The organism is Pseudomonas brassicacearum (assembly GCF_003732225.1).
GTDB lineage: Bacteria > Pseudomonadota > Gammaproteobacteria > Pseudomonadales > Pseudomonadaceae > Aquipseudomonas > Aquipseudomonas brassicacearum_E.
In genome coordinates, this window is the sequence record NZ_MOBJ01000003.1 from 206,875 (window position 1) to 226,375 (window position 19,501).

Below are 19,501 nucleotides of genomic sequence, written 5' to 3' on the forward strand. Positions count from 1 at the left end.
CCGTAGCCTTGGCGCTCAGATTATTATCGTAATATAAATTTTAGGGATCGCTCATGCTGCGCAAACTCTCACTGGCTCTCGCCGTGTCTTGTGCGTCCAATGGAATGGCCTGGGCAGCAGAAGCGCCCTTATCGACCAAGACCGATCTGGTCAGCGTCTACCAGGAAGCCGTCGACAACAACGCCGACCTGGCCGCCGCCCGCGCTCAATATGGCGCGCAAAAGGAAGTTGTGCCCCAGGCCCGCGCCGGCCTGCTACCGAACCTCTCGGGGGGTGCCGAAGTCGCCGATGTGCGGACGAAAATCGATCAGCCGTCAGCCATTGCCAACCGCAGTGCCCACTTCTATCAAGCGACACTGGCCCAGCCGTTGTTCCGCGCCGATCGCTGGTTCCAGTTCCAGGCAGCCAAGGATGTCAACGAGCAAGCGGCGCTGCAACTCTCGGCGACCGAGCAGAACCTGATTCTGCAAAGCGCCGAAACCTACTTCAACGTGCTGCGCAGCCAGGACAACCTCGCCTCGACCAAGGCCGAGGAAGCGGCGTTCAAGCGCCAGCTCGACCAGTCCAATGAGCGTTTCGATGTGGGCCTCTCGGACAAGACCGACGTGCTGCAATCGCAAGCCAGTTACGACACCGCGCGCGCCAACCGGATCCTCGCCCAGCGCCAGGTGGATGATGCGTTCGAAGCGCTGATCACCCTGACCAACCGTCAGTACAACTCGATCCAGGGCATCGTCCACACCTTGCCGGTCCTGCCGCCAGCGCCGAACGACGCCAAGGCCTGGGTCGACACCGCCGCCAAACAGAACCTCAACCTGCTGGCCAGCAACTACGCGGTCAGCGCCGCCGAAGAAACGCTCAAGCAGCGCAAGGCCGGTCACGCACCGACCCTCGACGCCGTGGCGCAGTACAAGACCGGTGACAACGATGCGCTGGGTTTCAGCAATCCAAGTGCCTTTGGCCAACCGTACGGCGGCACCGTCTCGCAGAGCACGGTCGGCCTGCAACTGAACATTCCGATCTACAGCGGCGGGCTGACCAGCTCGCAGGTTCGCGAGTCGTACTCGCGCCTGGACCAAAGCGAACAGCAACGCGAAGCGCTGCGTCGGCAAGTGGTGGAAAACACCCGCAACCTGCACCGTGCAGTGAACAGCGATGTCGAGCAGGTCCAGGCACGCCGCCAGTCGATCATCTCGAACCAGAGCGCGGTGGACGCCACGGAAATCGGTTATCAGGTGGGTACGCGCAATATCGTCGACGTGCTCGACGCCCAGCGTCAGCTGTACACCTCGGTGCGCAACTACAACAACAGCCGCTACGACTACATTCTCGACAACCTGCGCCTGAAGCAGGCTGCCGGCACCCTCAGCCCGGGCGACTTGCAGGACCTGAAGCGTTATCTCAAGGCCGACTACAACCCGGACAAGGACTTCCTGCCGCCGGACCTGGCCAAGGCTGCAGCGGAACAGCTGAAGGCGAATCCTTGAGATAGCAAGCGCACTCCATGTGGGAGCGAGCTTGCTCGCGATGGCGGCAGCACATTCAAGATCAATGCTGACTGATCCACCGCTATCGCGAGCAAGCTCGCTCCCACAGGTTCTATGCCTTGACCGACGATCAAATCAACCGCCCCAACCCATCCAGCAATCGCTGCAAGGCGCCCTGATTGGCGCGCATCACCGTAAGCCCCGCCTCTGCCATCCGCTGCGCATCGCGTGGCAACTCGAACAACCGCTGCACCGCCAGCGCCAGCCCTTGGGCGTCATCCACTTCCTGCAACGCCTTGGCACTGCGCATCAGCGTGGCGATCTCAAGGAAGTTGAACAGGTGCGGCCCGCTCAACACCGGTTTGGCCAGCGCCGCCGGCTCCAGCAGGTTATGCCCGCCGTTAGGCACCAGGCTGCCGCCGACAAACGCGCTGTCAGCCAAGGCGTAGAGAAACAGCAACTCGCCCATGGTGTCGCCAAGCAACACTGAGGTGTTGACACTGACCGCTTCGCCAGTCGAACGACGGATCGTATTGAAACCTTGCTGCTGGCAGAGCTCGAACACCGGGTTGAAGCGCTCGGGGTGACGCGGCACCAGAATCAGCAGCGCATCCGGATGGCTGGCGAGCAATTGTCGATGCGCCGCCAGCACCACTTCGTCTTCACCTTCATGGGTACTCGCGGCGATCCACACCGGCCGCTCGACCGCTTGCCATTGCTGACGCAACTCGGCGGCGCGCTGTAGCAGTTTTGGGTCAATGCTTAAATCAAACTTGATCGAGCCGGTCACTTCGACCGTTTCCGCACGCGCGCCCAACTGCCGAAAACGCTCGGCTTCGGCCTCGGTCTGCACTGCGAACAAACTCATCTCGGCGAGCATCGGCTGGGTCAATTTACCGAATCGGCCATAGCCTTTGGCCGAACGCTCCGAGAGCCGAGCATTGGCCAGCGCTACCGGAATCCCGCGTTTGGCGCACTGATGGATGTGGTTGGGCCACAACTCGGTTTCCATGATTACGGCCAGTTTCGGCTGGACCCTGTCGAGGAAGCGCGCTGCCGCACAGGGCAAATCGTAAGGCAGATAGCAGTGCTGGATGCGCGGCTCATGGGCGAACATCGCGTGAATCCGCTCGGAGCCGGTCGGGGTCATGCAGGTCACGGTGATCGGCAGCTGTGGATAACGTTCGAGCAACCCGCGAATCATCGGTGCAGCGGCAATGCTTTCGCCAACCGACACCGCGTGCACCCAGATGCCACCGGGCTTCATCACCGGTAAGCCGATGGAGAATCGCTCGCCAATACGCTTGGCATACGCCGGCGCCTTGCGCGAGCGCAGCCACAGCCGAATCGCTACCAGTGGCAGCCCCAGGTAAAACAGCGCGGTGTAGAGAGTTCTATTCATGGCGGCGGAGTTTATCGGCTTTTTTAGCCGATCGCCTGCAAGTGCACGGCAAAACGTTCCGCCAGCCAACGCGCGGCCGGCCCCAGCGGTTCATCACGCCGCCAGACCAGTTCCACCACCAGGGCTGGCGGGGTCCATTCGCTGACCAGCTCGACCATCTGCCCGTGATACGCCGGGTACTGCACCACATGCCGTGGCAGCCAGGCCCAACCCAGCCCGCGCATCAACCACTCGGCCAGGACATAAAAACTGTCGGCCCGCCAAACTTGCGGGCTGGCTTGTTCACTGCCCGGGTAGACGCTGGACTGGGTAGCCATCAGCAGTTGCCGATACTGTGCCAATTGCTGGCAATCCACCTGACCTCCCACCGCCAGCGGATGCCCCACGCCGCACACCGTGACCATCTCGACACTGCCCAGCACCCGACGCTCCAGGGCTTCGGGGATCTGCTCGTGATAAAACAGCAAGCCCAGATCCGCCTGGCGCTCCACCAATTTGCGCGCCACATCGCCTTGGGCGGCACTGGCCAGTTGCACTTCCAGGCTGGGAAATTGCTCGGCCAATGCTTCGAGGCTGTCGAGCACCGGCTGATAAGGCATGGCCTCATCCTGCGCCAGACGCAACCGCGCCTCCTGACCGCGCATCAACGCCAGCGCTCGACCATTGAGTCGCTCGCACTGGCGCAACACTTCCCGCGCCTCTTCGAGCAATGCGCTGCCGGCTTCGGTCAGGCGTGGCTGGCGACCGCTACTGCGATCAAACAGGTTCACGCCAAGGTCGGCTTCAAGCAGCGCAATTGAACTACTGACCGCCGACTGTGCCTTACGTTGGTCCCGCGCTACCGCCGAAAACGAACGCTGCTCGGCGACACTGACGAACAAACGCATCTGCTCCAGACTCCATTGCACACTCATGGCTCAACCCATCTTCAAATCAGATAGGTAATGACTTTACCCCATCTCCAGAGTCTCTAGAATGCCGACCTTATCAAGTAGGTCCAAACACGAGGAACGTCCCATGAACGCTTACTACTACCTGGCTATCGCCATTTGCGCCGAAGTGATCGCCACCGTATCGATGAAAGCGGTCAAGGGCCTGAGCACGCCGATCCCTCTGCTGCTGATCACTGTCGGTTATGGCATCGCGTTCTGGATGCTGACCCTGGTGGTACGCACCATCCCGGTTGGCGTCACCTACGCGGTCTGGGCCGGCATGGGTATCGTGATGGTCAGCATCGCGGCGCTGTTTCTCTACGACCAGAAACTCGACATCCCCGCCATGCTTGGCATGGCGCTGATTGTCCTGGGCGTGGTGGTCATTCAGCTGTTCTCGAAAACTGCAGGGCATTAAAAGAAAAGATCGCAGCCTGCGGCAGCTCCTACGGGTGGATACGGAAGGCTGCGATCTTTTTTCGCCTCATGGCTCCATCCCATGAGTCTGTATACTGCGCCTCTAGTCCTGAACTCTGAGGTCGCTGCATGCCATCTGTTATTTCCACCGACGTGCTGATTGTCGGCGCTGGTGTCGCCGGCCTCTGGCTGAACGCACGCCTGCGTCGCCAGGGTTTTTCGACCGTGCTGGTGGAAAGTGCCAGCCTCGGCGGCGGGCAGAGCGTGAAGTCCCAGGGGATCATCCACGGCGGCGCCAAATACGCGCTGCACGGCGCGCTGACCGGCGCCTCGGAAGCGATTGCCGACATGCCGCGACGTTGGCGTGCAGCGTTGGCCGGTGACGGCGAACTGGACCTGTCCGGTGTACGCCTGCTGTCTGAATCCCATTATCTGTGGTCCCCCGGCACCCTCGCCGGCAACCTCACCAGTTTCTTCGCCAGTAAAGCGGTGCGCGGCCGGGTCGATCAGGTCAAGGGCGAGCAACTGCCGCCGGCCCTGCAAGACAAACGCTTCAAGGGCAAGGTCTATCGCCTGGCAGAACTGGTGGTCGATGTGCCGAGCCTGATCGGGCGGCTGGCCGAGCTGGCCGGTGACGGCCTGCTGGCGGGACAGAGGATCGAGCCACTGCTGGAAAACGCTGAACTGGTCGGCCTGCGAGTCGACGAGCGTGAGATCCGTGCACAGCGCATCGTCCTTAGCGCCGGTGCTGGCAATGCCGACTTGCTCACAGCCCTTGGCCTGAGCCAGCCGGCCATGCAGCGTCGACCGCTGCACATGATCATCGTCAAAGGCCCGAGCCTCAAACCGCTGTATGCCCACTGCCTGGGTGGCGGACCAAAGCCACGCATCACCGTCACCACTCACCCGGCCGCCGATGGTCAATGGATCTGGTACGTGGGCGGAGATATCGCCGAAGCCGAAGGCGTGGCTCGCGAACCCGCCGCACAAATCGCCGCCGCGCAGAAAGAACTCGGCAACCTGTTGCCGTGGGTCGACCTCAGTCAGGCGCAATGGGCGACCTTGCGGGTCGAACGCGCCGAGCCACTGCAATCAGGCCTGAGCCGCCCGGACAACGCCTTCCTCGCCGAGCAGGACCGTCTGCTGGTGGGCTGGCCGACCAAACTGGCGCTGGCACCGGACTTCGCTGACCGGGTAATGGCGTCTCTGCAACGCGACGGCATCCAGCCAAGCCACCCGGCCCCGTTGCCGACGCTGCCAAAACCACCGATGGGCGTGCCGGCCTGGGAGCAACTGCTGCCATGAGCCAAGCCACCCTGCACGACCTGCATCGCCCACTGGGCAGCACCGGCCTGCTGGTTTCGCCGCTGGGCCTGGGCACGGTGAAACTCGGTCGCGACCAAGGGGTGAAATACCCCAACGGCTTCCAGATCCCGGACGATGATGAAGCACGCAGGCTGCTCAAGCTGACCCACGACCTGGGCATCAACCTGATCGATACCGCCCCCGCCTATGGCCGCAGCGAAGAACGCCTCGGCCCGCTGCTGCGCGGTCAACGTCAGGACTGGGTGATTGTCAGCAAGGTCGGTGAGGAATTCTCCGATGGCCAGTCCCGCCACGACTTCAGCGCTGCACACACGCGCTTTTCCGTCGAACGCAGCCTGCAACGCCTGGAAACCGACTTTATTGATCTGGTGCTGGTGCATTCGGACGGCAACGATCTGGCGATCCTCAACGAGTGCGAGGTCTACCAGACGCTCGCCGAGCTTAAGCGCGAAGGCAAGATTCGCGGCTTCGGGTTTTCCGGCAAAACTGTCGATGGTGGCTTGAAGGCTCTGGAACAAGGCGATTGCGCCATGGTCACCTACAATCTCAACGAGCAGGCCGAGCGGCCGGTCATCGACTACGCTGCTGCCCACGGCAAAGCCATTCTGGTGAAGAAGGCTCTGGCCAGCGGTCACGTCTGTCTCAGCCCAGGTGTGGACCCGGTACGTGCCAGCTTCGAGCTGTTGTTCGCGCAACCCGGTGTCGCCAGTGCTATTGTCGGGACCATTAATCCGCTGCACCTCGCCCACAATGTGGCGACTGTTGCTCAAGTCCTACGTAGTCGTTGAACAGCCGCCAAGGCGGCCGACCCCGACGCAAGAAGGAGCCGACATGCCGCGAACGCTCATAAGAAAGAACCCCAGCAACTTCAAGACCCTGCCGTTATACGTCGAAGCGACTCCCGAAGGCCTGAGTTATCAGAGTGTCGGCAGGCCGCTGAATTTCTCCCAGACCCTGCAACGTCGGCGCCCGGTCACGGTGGCCAATCCAGAGCATTTCTCGCTGGAGCTGGCCAACCTCGGCGTCTCGGTCCGCCTGACCCTGCACTGGCAGAATCGCGATTACTGGGTGCTGGTCCGCCAGCGCCGTCAGGACCGTGGCGACGTGGTGCTCAAACTGATCTCGGGTTATGTGCCGGCCCATGAACTGAACCTGCCGTTACACACGGCCATTCAGGAGATTGCCGAAGAATGCCTGCTGGAAACTCCGGAAGGCTGGCTCGGCGGACGCTTCAATGACACCTGGCTGCCCGCGCCTTACGCCACCGCGCTGCATTACCGCGAAGCCCTGCCGTTTCGCCTGACGCCGCTGTCTGGCGCAGCACGCCCGGTGCGTTGCGCCAACCTGCAGTTGATCGAGCGACCACGGGCCTACGTGCATTTGCCCACGGCTTCGCTGCAGTTGATCTACGATTTGCGCCTGGACGTGCCCAAGGAAGCCAAATCCCTGAGCCTGTTCCATGTCGATGAACGTCTGGAGGGAGATCAACTGGTCGCACGACTGGATCGCAAGCGCCCCGACCTGTACCTGATGCCTCTTGAGGATGGTCAGCCGCTACCTGAGCTGTACACCCTGAAAAAAGATCAGCTCTACCCGGCGAGCACTCGCGGACTGTATCTGGCAGAAAGTTTTGCCCGGCAGGAAGGCTGGCTGGTGCGTGACGAGCGAATTCGCTGGAAGGACTGGCTCAGACAGCAGGGCTTGAGCCAACCGGGCAAGGCATCAGGTTTCAGCCGATTGACCGGCAAGGCCAAACTGCTGCTGAAGAAAATCGTGCCACGCAAGGCGTTGCGCTAATCCCCTGTAGCAGCTGCCGAGCCCGCGAGGCTGCGTTCGAGGACGAAGTCCTCGCAAATACGAAGTACACGGTATGCCTGAAAGGACGCGCCGCCTGATTTTACGACTGCTTCGCAGCCGAACGCAGGCTTCGCCAGCTGCTACGGATCGTGTAGCAGCTTAACTTGCCAGCATCAGGGCAAGCCCCCTCGCCACAGTTTCAGGTCTTGCGGATCTTCTCGACGATGGCAGTGGTCGAGCTGTTTTCCACCAGCCCCAGCACTTTCACTGTTCCGCCATAAGCGCTCACGATGTCGGCGCCGACTACCTGGTCGATCCCGTAATCGCCACCCTTGACCAACACGTCCGGCTTGACCTGCGTCAGAAGGTTTTCCGGAGTGCCTTCAGGGAAACTGATCACCCAGTCCACCGCGCCCAGACCCGCCAGTACCGCCATGCGCCGGTCAACGCTGTTGATCGGCCGCCCTGGACCTTTCAAGCGGCTCACCGATGCATCGTCGTTGACCGCGACGATCAAACGATCGCCCTGGGCCCGCGCCTGCTCGAGGTAGGTCACGTGCCCCGCGTGAAGGATGTCGAAGCAGCCGTTGGTGAAGACGATTTTCTCTTTGTGCGCACGAGCGTCGTCGACTGCCAGCAACAGCTGTTCAAGTCCCAGGACACCACGTTCGGAGCCCTCTTCACGCTGAATCGCACGACGCAGTTCCGGTGCACTGATGGCCGCCGTACCCAGTTTGCCGACCACGATGCCGGCGGCCAGGTTGGCCAGGGCCACCGCGTGCGGCAACTCTTCGCCAGCAGCGATTGCCGCCGCCAGGGTAGAAATCACCGTGTCACCGGCACCCGTCACGTCGAACACTTCACGGGCCCGAGCGGGCAAGTGCAACGCTGGATGATCGGGACGCAGCAAAGTCATCCCGTGCTCGCCACGAGTCACCAGCAAGGCACCGAGATCAAGGTCGTGCATCAATTGCGCGCCCTTGCTCACCAAATCATGCTCATCGACGCAACCGCCAACGATGGTTTCAAATTCGCTGAGGTTCGGGGTGATCAGGCTGGCACCGCGATAAATCGAGAAATCCTTGCCTTTGGGATCTGCCAGCACCGGAATGCCACGGGCACGTGCGGCCTGGATCAGCACCTGGTGGTTCTTCAACGCACCTTTGCCGTAGTCAGACAACACCAGCACCTTGATGCCTTCGAGCAGACCGTCGACTTCAGCCCCGAGCGCCAGCGCGTCTGTGGCAAACGGTTCTTCGAAGTCGATACGCAGCAATTGCTGGTGACGACTCATGACCCGCAGTTTGACGATGGTCGGCTGATGCGCGATGCGCTGAAACAACGCACGCACCCCGGCGCCTTTCAGGCTATTGGTCAGGCTGTCAGCGGCCTCGTCATCACCGGTCACACCGACCAGGGACGCCGGCGCGCCGAGCGCGGCAATGTTCAAGGCAACGTTGGCAGCACCGCCCGGGCGGTCTTCGATTTGCTCGACCTTGACCACCGGTACCGGTGCCTCAGGAGAAATCCGTGAGGTACCACCATGCCAGTAACGGTCGAGCATGACATCGCCGACCACCAAGACAGGGGCTTGATCGAATCGCGGCATGGACAACTTCATGGAGCAACCCACATACAAAATGAACAGGGGCGCGATATTAGCACAGGGTGGGCGCTGCCTAGTCCGACAGCTTCACCGCGCGTGTATCACGCCGCTATATTGTTCATTTTTTAACCAAAGCGGCCAGAAGATGCTGCACGGCATCGGCCAGTTCGACCTCGTCGGTGTTGATTTCGCAGTCTGCCTGCTGCGGTGCTTCATAAGGGCTGTCGAGACCGGTGAAGTCCTTGATTCGCCCTTGCAGCGCGGCTTGATACAAGCCCTTGGGGTCGCGCCGGGCGCAGATGTCGAACGGTGTGCTGACATACACCTCAAGAAACTCGTCCGCACGGAACAAGGCTCTGGCCGAGGCACGATCTGCTTGAAACGGCGAGATTGCCGAGACAATCACAATTAGCCCCGCATCGACCATCAACCGTGCCACCTCGGCAATGCGTCGGATGTTTTCCTTGCGCGCCGCAGCCCCCATGCCCAGGTCATTACACAAACCATTACGCAGGTTGTCACCATCGAGCACAAAGGTGTGACGCCCCTGTTCATTGAGTTGCAACTCAAGGGCATTGGCCAGGGTCGACTTGCCGGCACCGGACAGCCCTGTCAGCCAGACACAGCACGGCTGTTGATTCTTGAGCGCGGCCCGAGCAGTTATCGACAGCGACAATGCATAAGGGCGGATCTGTGGAGGCTGTTCGCAGACAAACGACAATTTACTCATAGCCGAGCATCTCATAGTCACGCTGGTAGACTCGTCGCACCAAACGGCGAGTGCGTACCGAACAAAAATCACTAGCGGGCGCCGATTGGCGATGCAGCGAGCTGTTCACATGGGGTAATAACGAGACAACCCCCAAGTGCTCGCAAAGCAGCTGAAAGTCACGATCCAGGTGTTCCTGATACCCCACGAAATCCATCGCCATATGCCCGATGGAGTCGACCAGGAAGTCGGTCTGGGGAACGAAATGCATCTGTTTCTGAACGTTCTCCGGATGCAGCCAGCCGCCGATGAAATCATCGAAGTCACGGTAATGACGGACCAGTGCCTGGGCCTGTCGGTCGCGCGCCCCGAGTTCGTTGCCACGCAGGAAAGCATAGGCCGAATAGGCCCGCTCCAGAGGGTCACGAACGAAGGTAAATTTGAAACTGCGGGAAAACTGCTCGGGAAACTGCTGTTCGTACCAGTACAGCGGCAAATGCCCAGGTTTCCAGCCGTCGAATAGCGCGGAGCACACGCTGCTCCCGGCACACTTGGGAATGTGGATGAACACACAGGAGCGCTGCTGGAAGGCCTGAGGGAATCGCACATTGCCCGACATCGCCTTGTTCACCACTTGCCGATCCCTGACCGACAAACGCCCCAGCAGGAACGCTCGCTGCTGTTTGGGTAATAACTTCCATAAAAAGCGTTGCAGCATTCCGATCCCCACGCGAGGCGGATAGCCACCCCGAAGCAAATGATTCATGCTCAAACCGTAGCAGACGGAATGCGGGAATTTATTTAGACATAGTCAAGTATGTAAGGATCTGGATACAAATGCCCCGAGCGCGTTGCACGCCGAGGTGGTTTCAGGGTGAGCATGACTCACCCTGAAGTGGAAATCAGACGATACCTTGCGGTACCGGCTCATCGAGGCCCATGGCATTCAATCGAGCGTAATAGCCATTCTTTGCCAGGAGCTCGGAATGAGTACCGCGCTCGACAATCTGCCCCTGATCCATGACCAGGATCAGGTCAGCCTTCTCAATGGTCGACAAGCGGTGGGCTATCACCAGCGTCGTACGGCCTTTCATCACCTGATCCAGGGCAGCCTGAATATGCCGCTCGGACTCGGTATCAAGCGCCGACGTCGCCTCGTCGAGAATCAACAGCGGGGCGTTTTTCAACAGCGCCCGGGCAATCGCAAGACGCTGACGCTGGCCACCGGACAACAGCACACCGTTCTCGCCAACCTGGGTGTCCAGGCCTTGAGGCAACTGCGCAATGAAGTCCATGGCATAAGCGTCCTTCGCTGCTTTCTCGACATCTTCACGGGGAGCACCAGCGAGGTCGCCATAGGCAATGTTGTTGGTCACCGTGTCACTGAACAAGGTGACATGCTGGGTCACTTGAGCGATATGCCGACGCAGGTTCAGCAGTTTGTACTCCTCGACTTCAATCCCATCGAGAAGAATCTCGCCTTTATCGTGGTGATAGAAACGCGGAATCAGATTCGCCAGGGTCGACTTGCCACTCCCTGAACGGCCAACCAGGGCGACCATTTGCCCGGGCTCGACAGAAAAGCTGATGTCATCGAGCACCTGACGATCGGTACCCGGATAGGTGAAGCTGAGGTGACGCACGTCGAGTCGACCCGTGACGGAGTCACGCTCAATACTGCCTCTGTCGACTTCCGGCTCCACATCCAATTGCTCGAAAATGCTCTCGGCACCGGCAACACCCTTCTGGATCGTCGAACTGACTTCCGAAAGCTGCCGGATCGGTTTAGGCAGCAAGCCGGCAAGGGTGATGTACGCCACCATGTCGCCTGCCGACGCATCACCGCGCAGGGCCAACACCAGGAACATCAGCACCGCCATGGCGGTGTAGATCACCAGCTGCAGCATCGGCGTGTAGATGGCGCTGGTGCGCGTCATGCGCAACTGCTTGTCGGTGTTGCTCTGGCTCGCGCGCTTGAAACGGTCGCGCTCGTAGATTTCACCACCGAAACTGCGGACCACGCGATAACCCTGGATGGTCTCGGAAGCTACGTGGGTCACGTCGCCCATCGCCACCTGGATCTTCTTGCTCTGCTTGCGGAACTTGGAGCTGGCGCGACTCACCATGAACGCAATCAGCGGCAAAATGGCAACCATCACCAGCGTCAGACGCCAGTTCATGATCAGCAGCGAGACAAACAGGAACACAACCGTCATGCCCTCCCGGAACACGACCTTGATCGCATCTGTCGCCGCTCCCGTGACCATGGTCACGTTGAACGTGATGCGTGAAATCAGGTGTCCGGAGTTGTGCTGATCGAAGTAACGATTCGGCAGCACCAGCAGATTATTGAACAGCTGCACTCGTAAGTCATGAACCAGGCCCAGCGAAACCTTGGCCAGGAAGAAGTTGCCCAGGTATGAACCGGCACCTTGCCACGCGGCGATCAGAATGATCAGCAAGGGGACGGCATGCATCAATGGCAGATCGCGCAAATAGGGTATCGAGGGGAACAGCACGGCCTCGGGATTGGACAGGCCATCGACGAAATACTTGAGCACGTAGCCAAGCATCGGCTGAGTCGACGCGAAAATCAGGAAGCCAACAATACTCAGCGTGAACAGGCCGATATAAGGCCGTACATAACCGAGGAGTCGGAAGTAGATTTTCAAGCTCGAAGGGCTTGCGGAGAGACTGGAGTCGGTCATATCACGCGAAGTTTTCAAAAAAAGGATGCTGACTTTATCACAGCTTCTTCCGGTCTCAGCGGGATCGTTCGAACCGCTGGCCCAATGGCAATATTCCACAGGACCAGGGTAAACAGATACGTTAGTATTACCGACCCCTAATCGGAATACAGATCAGCATGCCATTCAGCAGGATCAACACCAGAGCGCCCCGGGTTTTCGATTTTTTCTGCCTGTGGGTGCTGCCACTCGGCTTTTTTCTTTTGCTTTGCGGAATGTTTTTCCTGCCTACGCGCGGTGTCTATCAAAAGCTGTTTTACGGCTTCGTGAGCACCCCCGCCCTGATCGCCCTGTGCATACGCCCCAGCGAACTGAAGATCGTCCTGCGAGAGCCGCTGGTTCAGATATTCCTGTTTTATTCCGGCTGGGCGCTGCTGTCGCTGAACTGGAGCCCTACGCCAGACAGCCTGTTTAGCCTGACAAAACCACCGCTGTATATTTTCTTGCTCTTTGCTGGCGCCAGCCTCCTGCTACGCTACCGCGCCGAAAGCCTCAAGCCCGTCCTGCTGGCCGCGGCCCTGGTTGCGTTGGTCGCCAGCGTGTTCAATCTTTATATTTTCCTGTCGCACTACACACCGGGCAACCGGATGGTCGGCGGGGGCGTCTTTGACAACCCCTTGCTCAGCTCCCACCTGTTCGGCTTTTTTTGCACCTACTGGTTCTTTCTGGGCATGACCGTACGCAATCCGAAGCTGCTGCTCGGCATTGTTCCGGCCTTTCTGATCATGTTCGCGGCCGCCCTGGCAACCGGCTCCAGAACGCCTCTGGTTGCCATCGCCATGGCAGGCGTCTGGCTGGCATTCATTTGCTGGAACCGTCGTTCATTGTTGCTGCTGACTATCGTGGGCGTCGTTACCGCAAGCATGCTGGTTGCTTTACCGGAAATGCTCCTGGCGCGCGGCGACTCCTACCGCTTCGAAATCTGGAAACAGGCGCTGCATCTGATCGCTGATGCGCCCTGGATTGGTCATGGCTATGACGCGGTCCTGGCCATCGATCCGGGAGTTGGGTTTCCCTTCCGCGAACCTCATAGCTTTGCCTTGGGCGTACTCTTCTATGTCGGCATCATCGGGTTCCTGCCCTGGCTGGCCATGCAGCTTCTCGGGCTCTTCAACTGCTGGCGCCAGCGTTCGCAACCGCTGTTTATCCTGGCGTCGACTCTGATGGTATTCGGTATAGGGGCCAGCCTGGCGGAGGGTGGCGATATCCTGTACACCCCCAGGGAGCATTGGTTCCTGCTGTGGATTCCGCTGGCACTGATGGCCGCGCTGAGCATTGCCCAGCGCACGAATCGTTTGTCGAAACTATCGGTTCGCAGCCTCGCGCCCGACGACGCTCAATGCATGACAGCCAACGCATCGGTGATCGAAGAAGACGGTCTTGGGCCCAAAGTCCTCAAACTCGAGGATGGCAGTTTTCTGAAGCTGTTCCGTGCCCGCAGTTGGTATACCTATGGCAGCTTCTACCCCTATTCCGAGCGCTTTGCCGAAAACAGCCGACGCCTGGCCCGTACAGGCCTGAACACCCCGCCGATCATCGAGCTGTACAGCATGCCCGATGGCAGCAGTGCCGTACGCTACCAGCCCCTATCAGGCAGAACCCTGCGTCAGGTGCTGCAAGCCATGCCCAGCTTGAGCATGCGCCAGGCACTGGTGCAGCGTTTCGGGCGCTTTCTGGCAGAACTGCACGAGCGCGGGGTCTATTTCCGCTCATTGCACCTTGGCAATATTCTTTTACTGGACGATGGCGAGTTCGGCCTGATCGATCTGGCCGACTTGCGCATCCTGCCCTCGCCTCTGAGCCTGGAGCTTCGTCGACGCAATCTGTGCCATATGCAGCGTTACATGGAAGACCGACGCTGGCTGTTTGACGCGCATTTTGCCGATCTACTTCAAGGCTACGCCATCCTGGCACCAGACAACGCGGTCAAATGCGTGCACAAGCAAGTGCACTCCCTTGGCCTGGCGGGCTGATTGAACCGGTGGTGCCTGCTGGCTACTGCCGGCAAATTATCCGAACAGGCCGTAGCGAAGACGCGCGGCCATCCGGCCCAGTAGTTGCCGGGTCTTGAGCTTGGGCTTGCGTACCACCTGCTCGATATCACTCATGACCATCAGGCTCTGCCGGGCCAGCAGTGGGTGCACAAGGAACGCGCGAGTCGTGGGCAGGAGACTTTCCGAGTAATACCAATCGAGCGGCAGCCCACTGATTGGGGCCTCCTGCAGGATCCGCTCATAGAGCTCTGCCCTGACCACGTAGGCATGCGCCAGACGCACCCGGTTGACCGCCACCAGATTGGCTGAAACCTTGCGCGCCTGCCCGCCCTTCTTCAGCGTGCCCCCCAGATACAGCATGGTCCAATCCCGCGATGACAACTGTGCCGGCACCCGACGCAGGACCGCAGGCGCATAGGTCTCAAACTCGCAATCGTCCTCCAGCACCAGCACCTGCGGCCAGCCGCGAGCCTTGGCCAGGGCAATCACCGCAAGATGGCTGCGCATGCACGCCCAAGTGGCGCGTAATTTGTGTTCGAACCTGTCGCTGTCGCCATCGACGCGCAGTAAAAACTCGCGCAGTTCCGGCGAAGGCGGGTCTTCGTCCAACTGATGCATCGACACTGCGCTGAAGCGCTCGGCCTGCAGTCCCAGACTGTGCAAGTGTGCCTGTATGCGGGCCCAGCGATCCTTCCTGCTGTCGAGATTGATGACGCAGGCATGTGCAAAAGGCCAAATCATTTTCCGTTCACCACCGCAACCGTGATTATTAATGTGCCAGGCCTGACTCGCAGCCCCTACTGAACGGTGCCTTCAAGCACCTGAGAAGGCACAGGCTCTGCCTGCAACAGGTCGACCAACAACCCGATGGTGGTATCCAGCCCTTCTACCCCATGTGCCAGGTGAAACTCTGCGAAATTCCGGGCCCGCTCCAGGCACTGCTGATAGTTGCGCTGAATCCAGACTACCCGCTCGGCCAGTTCTGCAGCCGTGGTGACACGCTCGCCCAGGAAACGCTCCTGAGAAAAAATGTCGTGATGTTCACCGACATTGACATAAATGACCGGGCGCTGCGCCAGCGCCGCCTCGATAACCGCGTTAGACATGATGCTCACCACGATCGAAGCCTGCTCCAGCGCTGCGGCCAGTCCGACTCCACGGTCCAGAACCTGCACGTTGGGCAGCGCCGTGGCCGCGCCATGCCAAAATGACACCTGGCTACGCGGATGCGCCTTGATCAGCACTTGGTACTCCGGGTGCTGCGCCGCCCAGTCGCGCAGCAGGGCGTAGGTTCGCTGGTAACCGCGCTCTTTCTCTTTGTCCGGACCGACGCCCAGGACCAGCAACACCTGTCGCTCGGGGTCGGTCGGCGGCAGGTCATACGCAACGTCAATCATGTGCGAACCGGACAGCACCGCATTCGAACTGCCGAAGCGCAACGGCCGCGACTGCAAGGCCTCCAGCGAACTGCGGCCGAACATGAAGTAATAGTCATAGTCGTTCATGCCCAGACGACTCGACGACTCGACCGTCGTCGCGTGCGCCAGGTGCACCAGCAGGTGATGGCGCCGGTTCAGTGCCAGGCGCAGGAAAGGCGCATATAAACTGCCGTTACGGTCGTTGAGCAGAATCTTCGGCTGGTGGTGAGCCACCAGCCACTCGGCATGCGCGGCATAGCCAAAATAGCGCAGCGGCACCGGCTGCTGCGGATGCTTGAGCAGACGCTGGCCGAGAATGGTCGCGGGCACCTGCAGCGCGGTCTCCACCAGTGAGTGGCCGCTAGCGCGCAGCGCCGCAATCAGCAACTTCTTGCGCTGCAAGGGAATGACTTTGGACGCCGACTGCAACAACAGGAAATCGCAGGGCTCGGCCACGACCTCGGCCGCCAGGCACGCCTGCGCCCTCCAACCGAAAAACCAGTCTGCGCACGCGTCCCGACCAAAGCGCAAAAGGCTGCCCAGCCAAGAATGACGCTCGCGCAAGCGCCGCCAACGATAGCGGTCCAGGGCATGAGCCTTGTCGGCCCAGCTGTTGCCGGAAACATCCAGGATCATGCCGACCTCGATAGACATTTTTCCAGAAAGCGTTGAATCCAGTCCATTTGATTGCCCCCTCAACTCTTTTCCAGCGGGGAAAAATACAATCGCCCCAATCCGCGCCAGGTCTTTGTAGTCCAGGCCTTGAAAGGGATCTGCGTCAGCAGTTCGCGAGCCAGCGCCCGATCGCGATTGGAGGTTTTGAGGAACATCGAGTTGAGAAATTTGTAACGTACCTCGTCATACGACGGATGATCGCTGAACAGCGCGTAGGACCGCAGAATGTTGTCGATCATGAAGCGATGATTTTTGTACGAGTTAGTCGCGTGCTTGCGATAGCGCGCCATCAGTACATTCAGACCATCGATGAAGTAACCGGCGTGAGTCACCTTCAACTCGATCAGCAGGTCCTCCAGACGAATATTCGGGTCGAAGCCACCCACCTTGTCCAGCGCCTCACGCCGAATCATCAGCGTCGGGGCCGGCGGATAAGGTTTGCGCTCGAGGAACATGTCATCAAAGTCCAGGCGTCGGAACGGCACATCCCGGCGTTGACGTTTCTCGGGAAAGAGATTGCCATCGGCGTCGATCAGTTCGATGTTGCCGGCGCAAATACCGACCTCGGGCTTACCGTCCATGTAAGCGACTTGAATCGCTATCCGCTCCGGCAACATGATGTCATCAGAACCGAACGGGACAATCAAGCTGCCTTTCGCCCGAGCAATTGCACCATTGAGCGTATTGGTCAGCCCCTGATTCTGCTGAACCCGGAAATCGAACGAGTGTTGCTCTTGCAGCCGATGGATACGCTCGACGCTGTCATCCGTGGAGCCATCATCGATGACCAGCAGCTCGATATTCGGATAGGTCTGATTCAGGACGCTGAGAATACTCTGCTCTATATACGGGCCGTGGTTATAAGAAGCGATGATCACCGTCACCACAGGTTGATCATCTTTCATACTTCCCCCTTACGCGCCTGACTCAAGCCTGAGTCGATCAATTGCAGATACTCCTGACGGAACTCGTCGATATCGTGCTGTTCCTGCAGATAACGGTAAGCCAGCTCACCTTTGGCCTTGAGATCCTCATCCGAAAGCCCCAGATACGTATCCAGCGCCCTGACAAGAGACGGGACATTCGCAGGCTCGACGGCAAGACCACCCGCGCCCTGAACAAGCGGAAGCATGGCAGGCACGTCCGAGGCAATCACCGGCAAATGGCCGCTCATGCCTTCGAGTAACGCCAGGCCCAACCCCTCGGCCAACGAGGGCATGGTCCAGATATCAAACGCGCGAACATACTGCAGAGCGTTTTCCTTGAACCCCAGGAGATGCGCACGGCCACTCAGACCCAATCGCTCAATTTCACAGGTCAAACGTGCTTCTTCGCGACCGGCACCGATGATCGCCAGTTGAGTCTGGGGATATTTATCTTTGAGCTCGGCAAAGGCCTGCAATAAATAAATATGACCTTTAACGGGTACCAGACGCCCAAGCGCGCCGATCAAGCGTACTGACGAATCAAGCCCCAACAGTTCGCGCGAACGCTCACGGGAGTGCTGCAAGCCTTCAGCCTGCTCGATATCAATGGCATTGGTAATGGCATAGGTATTGAGGTCAGTGAAGCCACAATCACAATCGAGCAAGTACTGCTTGACCGCTGGTGACACACCGACAAAACGCCAGCGACCGTCGACCAGGCTCTGGGCCTGACGTCGCCGATAATAACGATCGTACTCGCCGAAGCCATGAGAGATACCGATACACAACGGTATTTTCAGCCAGCGGTTGAGTTGCAGCAGCATGTTCACCGGCTTGAAGCGGTTGCAGATGACCACATCAAACTTTTCTTTTCGGCAAAACTGATACAGCCGCCACATGGCTCGCAGGCGCATCCCCTTGAGGGACTTGTCTGAGAACTCGAAATAGACCGAGCGATCGGCACGGCTCACGGCCTCGCCCGGCCCCGGTCGGCCACGCAAGAACGCCGCTGTTATTTCATAACGCTCTACCGGCAGGGCCTTGACGATCTGCTCCGCAAGGTCGGCAAAATCGTGCGCTTTAACGTTGTAGTCAGGTTGCAGCTGCAAGACCTTGGAACGCTGATTCATGGTTCATCCCCGGTAAAACCTGTTGCATCAATGACCCAGGCCGACTTTGCAGCCAGGTTTTTTACGTATTCAGGATCAGGCTCGGACATCCGTGACCACTCATTGCGTTTCCAGATATAGAAATGGAAATACGGAAACGAGCGCTCTGCGTCCTGATCATTAGTCAAACAACCATCACGCCAGTACCAACGCAGCGGAACATCATCAGTGCCATCGTGCCACTTGATATGACCGCCGGGGGTACTGAATGCTTCGGTGAATTCACTGCGCCGCCGCCACGGATTGAACTTGCCAAGCAGGTTGAATAACGGCTTGGGGAAATTCTTGCGCCAGAGGAAAATCCGGCTGAACGCCCCTTCATCCAGAGTGTGTTGTTTCTGATCGGTAAAACGCGTTTGCCAGTTCTTGATCCGCATGAACAACTCACGCTGGCGAGCCGTATTGCGTATCAGGCACAGGTGCCCGGCGACTCGTCGCTCATGGGTCGAAAACAGGTCAAAGCGGGCCAATCGCTCAGCAGTGAAATAGCGACGCAGGTCACCATACACCACATCAATATCGCCGAAAGCCCAGAAATCGTAACCCGCCAGGCGATCGGCATGGATATAGCCGAGCGCTGGCTTGATGTCACAGAGTTTGTAAGCCCTGGCAGGCGAGAAATCGATATTCAAGCGTCGCGACACCAACTGGCAGTATTCGCTGAAACCGATGTTCTCGATCTTTACGTTGTCTGGCAGGTTCTGCGGATTACCGCAGTCACTGAACAACAGCCAGTCGATATCCGCATTGCGCCGGCAACTTTCGAGAAAGAACGGCATCCAGAACGGCCAGCGACCGAAATAAGGAATAATGAAAAGAATGCGGGGCAACGGATTAATCACTGAAGGCTCACTCTAAAGAAGAGAACACAAGACAACGCTATACCCATGCGGCTT

The 19,501-nt window shown here is 59.3% G+C and carries 17 protein-coding genes; 6 read left to right on the forward strand and 11 right to left on the reverse strand.

Annotated elements, in window-relative coordinates; translation table 11 throughout:
• The first annotated feature begins 53 nt into the window (after positions 1-53).
• Positions 54-1,487 carry a TolC family outer membrane protein gene (locus BK659_RS03930; RefSeq protein WP_123423814.1) on the forward strand — a complete coding sequence of 478 codons (1,434 nt, stop codon included), beginning with the start codon at positions 54-56 and terminating at the stop codon, positions 1,485-1,487.
• Positions 1,488-1,617: 130 nt separating this feature from the next.
• On the opposite strand, the gene waaA is transcribed toward BK659_RS03930, so the two are convergent.
• Together waaA and BK659_RS03945 are read right to left on the reverse strand one after the other, a co-directional pair.
• Positions 1,618-2,889 carry a lipid IV(A) 3-deoxy-D-manno-octulosonic acid transferase gene (gene waaA / locus BK659_RS03940; protein ID WP_123423816.1) on the reverse strand — a complete coding sequence of 424 codons (1,272 nt, stop codon included), beginning with the start codon at positions 2,887-2,889 and terminating at the stop codon, positions 1,618-1,620.
• 23 nt (positions 2,890-2,912) lie between these two features.
• Entirely contained in the window at positions 2,913-3,803 is an 891-nt protein-coding gene (locus BK659_RS03945) for a LysR family transcriptional regulator (RefSeq protein WP_123423817.1), read from the reverse strand.
• Positions 3,804-3,906: 103 nt separating this feature from the next.
• Between BK659_RS03945 and BK659_RS03950 the strand changes: the two genes are divergently transcribed.
• From BK659_RS03950 to BK659_RS03965, 4 genes are all read left to right on the forward strand, one after another.
• Positions 3,907-4,239 carry a DMT family transporter gene (locus BK659_RS03950; protein ID WP_123423818.1) on the forward strand — a complete coding sequence of 111 codons (333 nt, stop codon included), beginning with the start codon at positions 3,907-3,909 and terminating at the stop codon, positions 4,237-4,239.
• A 128-nt stretch (positions 4,240-4,367) separates the two neighbouring features.
• On the forward strand, positions 4,368-5,543 hold the full coding sequence (locus BK659_RS03955) for an NAD(P)/FAD-dependent oxidoreductase (RefSeq protein ID WP_123423819.1): 1,176 nt from the start codon (positions 4,368-4,370) through the stop codon (positions 5,541-5,543).
• A complete protein-coding gene (locus BK659_RS03960; protein WP_123423820.1) occupies positions 5,540-6,352 on the forward strand; it encodes an aldo/keto reductase in 813 nt (270 codons plus the stop codon). Before BK659_RS03955 ends, BK659_RS03960 begins: the two co-directional genes overlap by 4 nt.
• Positions 6,353-6,395: 43 nt before the next feature.
• Positions 6,396-7,361 (forward strand): metal ABC transporter ATPase, encoded by a 966-nt coding sequence (locus tag BK659_RS03965; protein WP_123423821.1) that lies wholly within the window; start codon positions 6,396-6,398, stop codon positions 7,359-7,361.
• Positions 7,362-7,560: 199 nt separating this feature from the next.
• Here BK659_RS03965 and hldE read toward each other — a convergent pair whose 3' ends face one another.
• The 4 genes from hldE to msbA all read right to left on the reverse strand — a co-directional run bounded on the left by hldE (position 7,561) and on the right by msbA (position 12,384).
• A complete protein-coding gene (gene hldE, locus BK659_RS03970; protein WP_123423822.1) occupies positions 7,561-8,982 on the reverse strand; it encodes a bifunctional D-glycero-beta-D-manno-heptose-7-phosphate kinase/D-glycero-beta-D-manno-heptose 1-phosphate adenylyltransferase HldE in 1,422 nt (473 codons plus the stop codon).
• A 103-nt stretch (positions 8,983-9,085) separates the two neighbouring features.
• Entirely contained in the window at positions 9,086-9,697 is a 612-nt protein-coding gene (gene cysC, locus BK659_RS03975) for an adenylyl-sulfate kinase (RefSeq protein ID WP_123423823.1), read from the reverse strand.
• A complete protein-coding gene (locus BK659_RS03980; RefSeq protein WP_123423824.1) occupies positions 9,690-10,394 on the reverse strand; it encodes a sulfotransferase family 2 domain-containing protein in 705 nt (234 codons plus the stop codon). Before BK659_RS03980 ends, cysC begins: the two co-directional genes overlap by 8 nt.
• A 184-nt stretch (positions 10,395-10,578) precedes the next feature.
• Positions 10,579-12,384: a lipid A export permease/ATP-binding protein MsbA gene (msbA, locus tag BK659_RS03985; protein WP_123423825.1), complete on the reverse strand. Its 1,806-nt coding sequence runs from the start codon at positions 12,382-12,384 to the stop codon at positions 10,579-10,581.
• A gap of 158 nt (positions 12,385-12,542) precedes the next feature.
• On the opposite strand from msbA, the gene BK659_RS03990 reads away from it, so the two are divergent.
• Positions 12,543-14,396, forward strand: a complete 1,854-nt coding sequence (locus BK659_RS03990; RefSeq protein WP_123423826.1) for a bifunctional O-antigen ligase/aminoglycoside phosphotransferase family protein — start codon at positions 12,543-12,545, stop codon at positions 14,394-14,396.
• Positions 14,397-14,432: 36 nt separating this feature from the next.
• On the opposite strand, the gene BK659_RS03995 is transcribed toward BK659_RS03990, so the two are convergent.
• Genes BK659_RS03995 through BK659_RS04015 form a run of 5 tightly spaced genes read right to left on the reverse strand, consistent with a single transcriptional unit; the run spans position 14,433 to position 19,447 of the window.
• Complete coding sequence (locus BK659_RS03995) at positions 14,433-15,158, reverse strand: glycosyltransferase family 25 protein (protein ID WP_123423827.1); 726 nt, start codon at positions 15,156-15,158, stop codon at positions 14,433-14,435.
• A gap of 56 nt (positions 15,159-15,214) precedes the next feature.
• Positions 15,215-16,489 (reverse strand): glycosyltransferase family protein, encoded by a 1,275-nt coding sequence (locus BK659_RS04000; RefSeq protein WP_123423828.1) that lies wholly within the window; start codon positions 16,487-16,489, stop codon positions 15,215-15,217.
• 41 nt (positions 16,490-16,530) lie between these two features.
• Positions 16,531-17,415 carry a glycosyltransferase gene (locus BK659_RS04005; protein WP_123423829.1) on the reverse strand — a complete coding sequence of 295 codons (885 nt, stop codon included), beginning with the start codon at positions 17,413-17,415 and terminating at the stop codon, positions 16,531-16,533.
• A complete protein-coding gene (locus BK659_RS04010) occupies positions 17,412-18,566 on the reverse strand; it encodes a glycosyltransferase (protein ID WP_123423830.1) in 1,155 nt (384 codons plus the stop codon). Before BK659_RS04010 ends, BK659_RS04005 begins: the two co-directional genes overlap by 4 nt.
• Positions 18,563-19,447 (reverse strand): DUF6625 family protein, encoded by an 885-nt coding sequence (locus tag BK659_RS04015; protein ID WP_123423831.1) that lies wholly within the window; start codon positions 19,445-19,447, stop codon positions 18,563-18,565. Before BK659_RS04015 ends, BK659_RS04010 begins: the two co-directional genes overlap by 4 nt.
• Positions 19,448-19,501 lie beyond the last annotated feature (54 nt).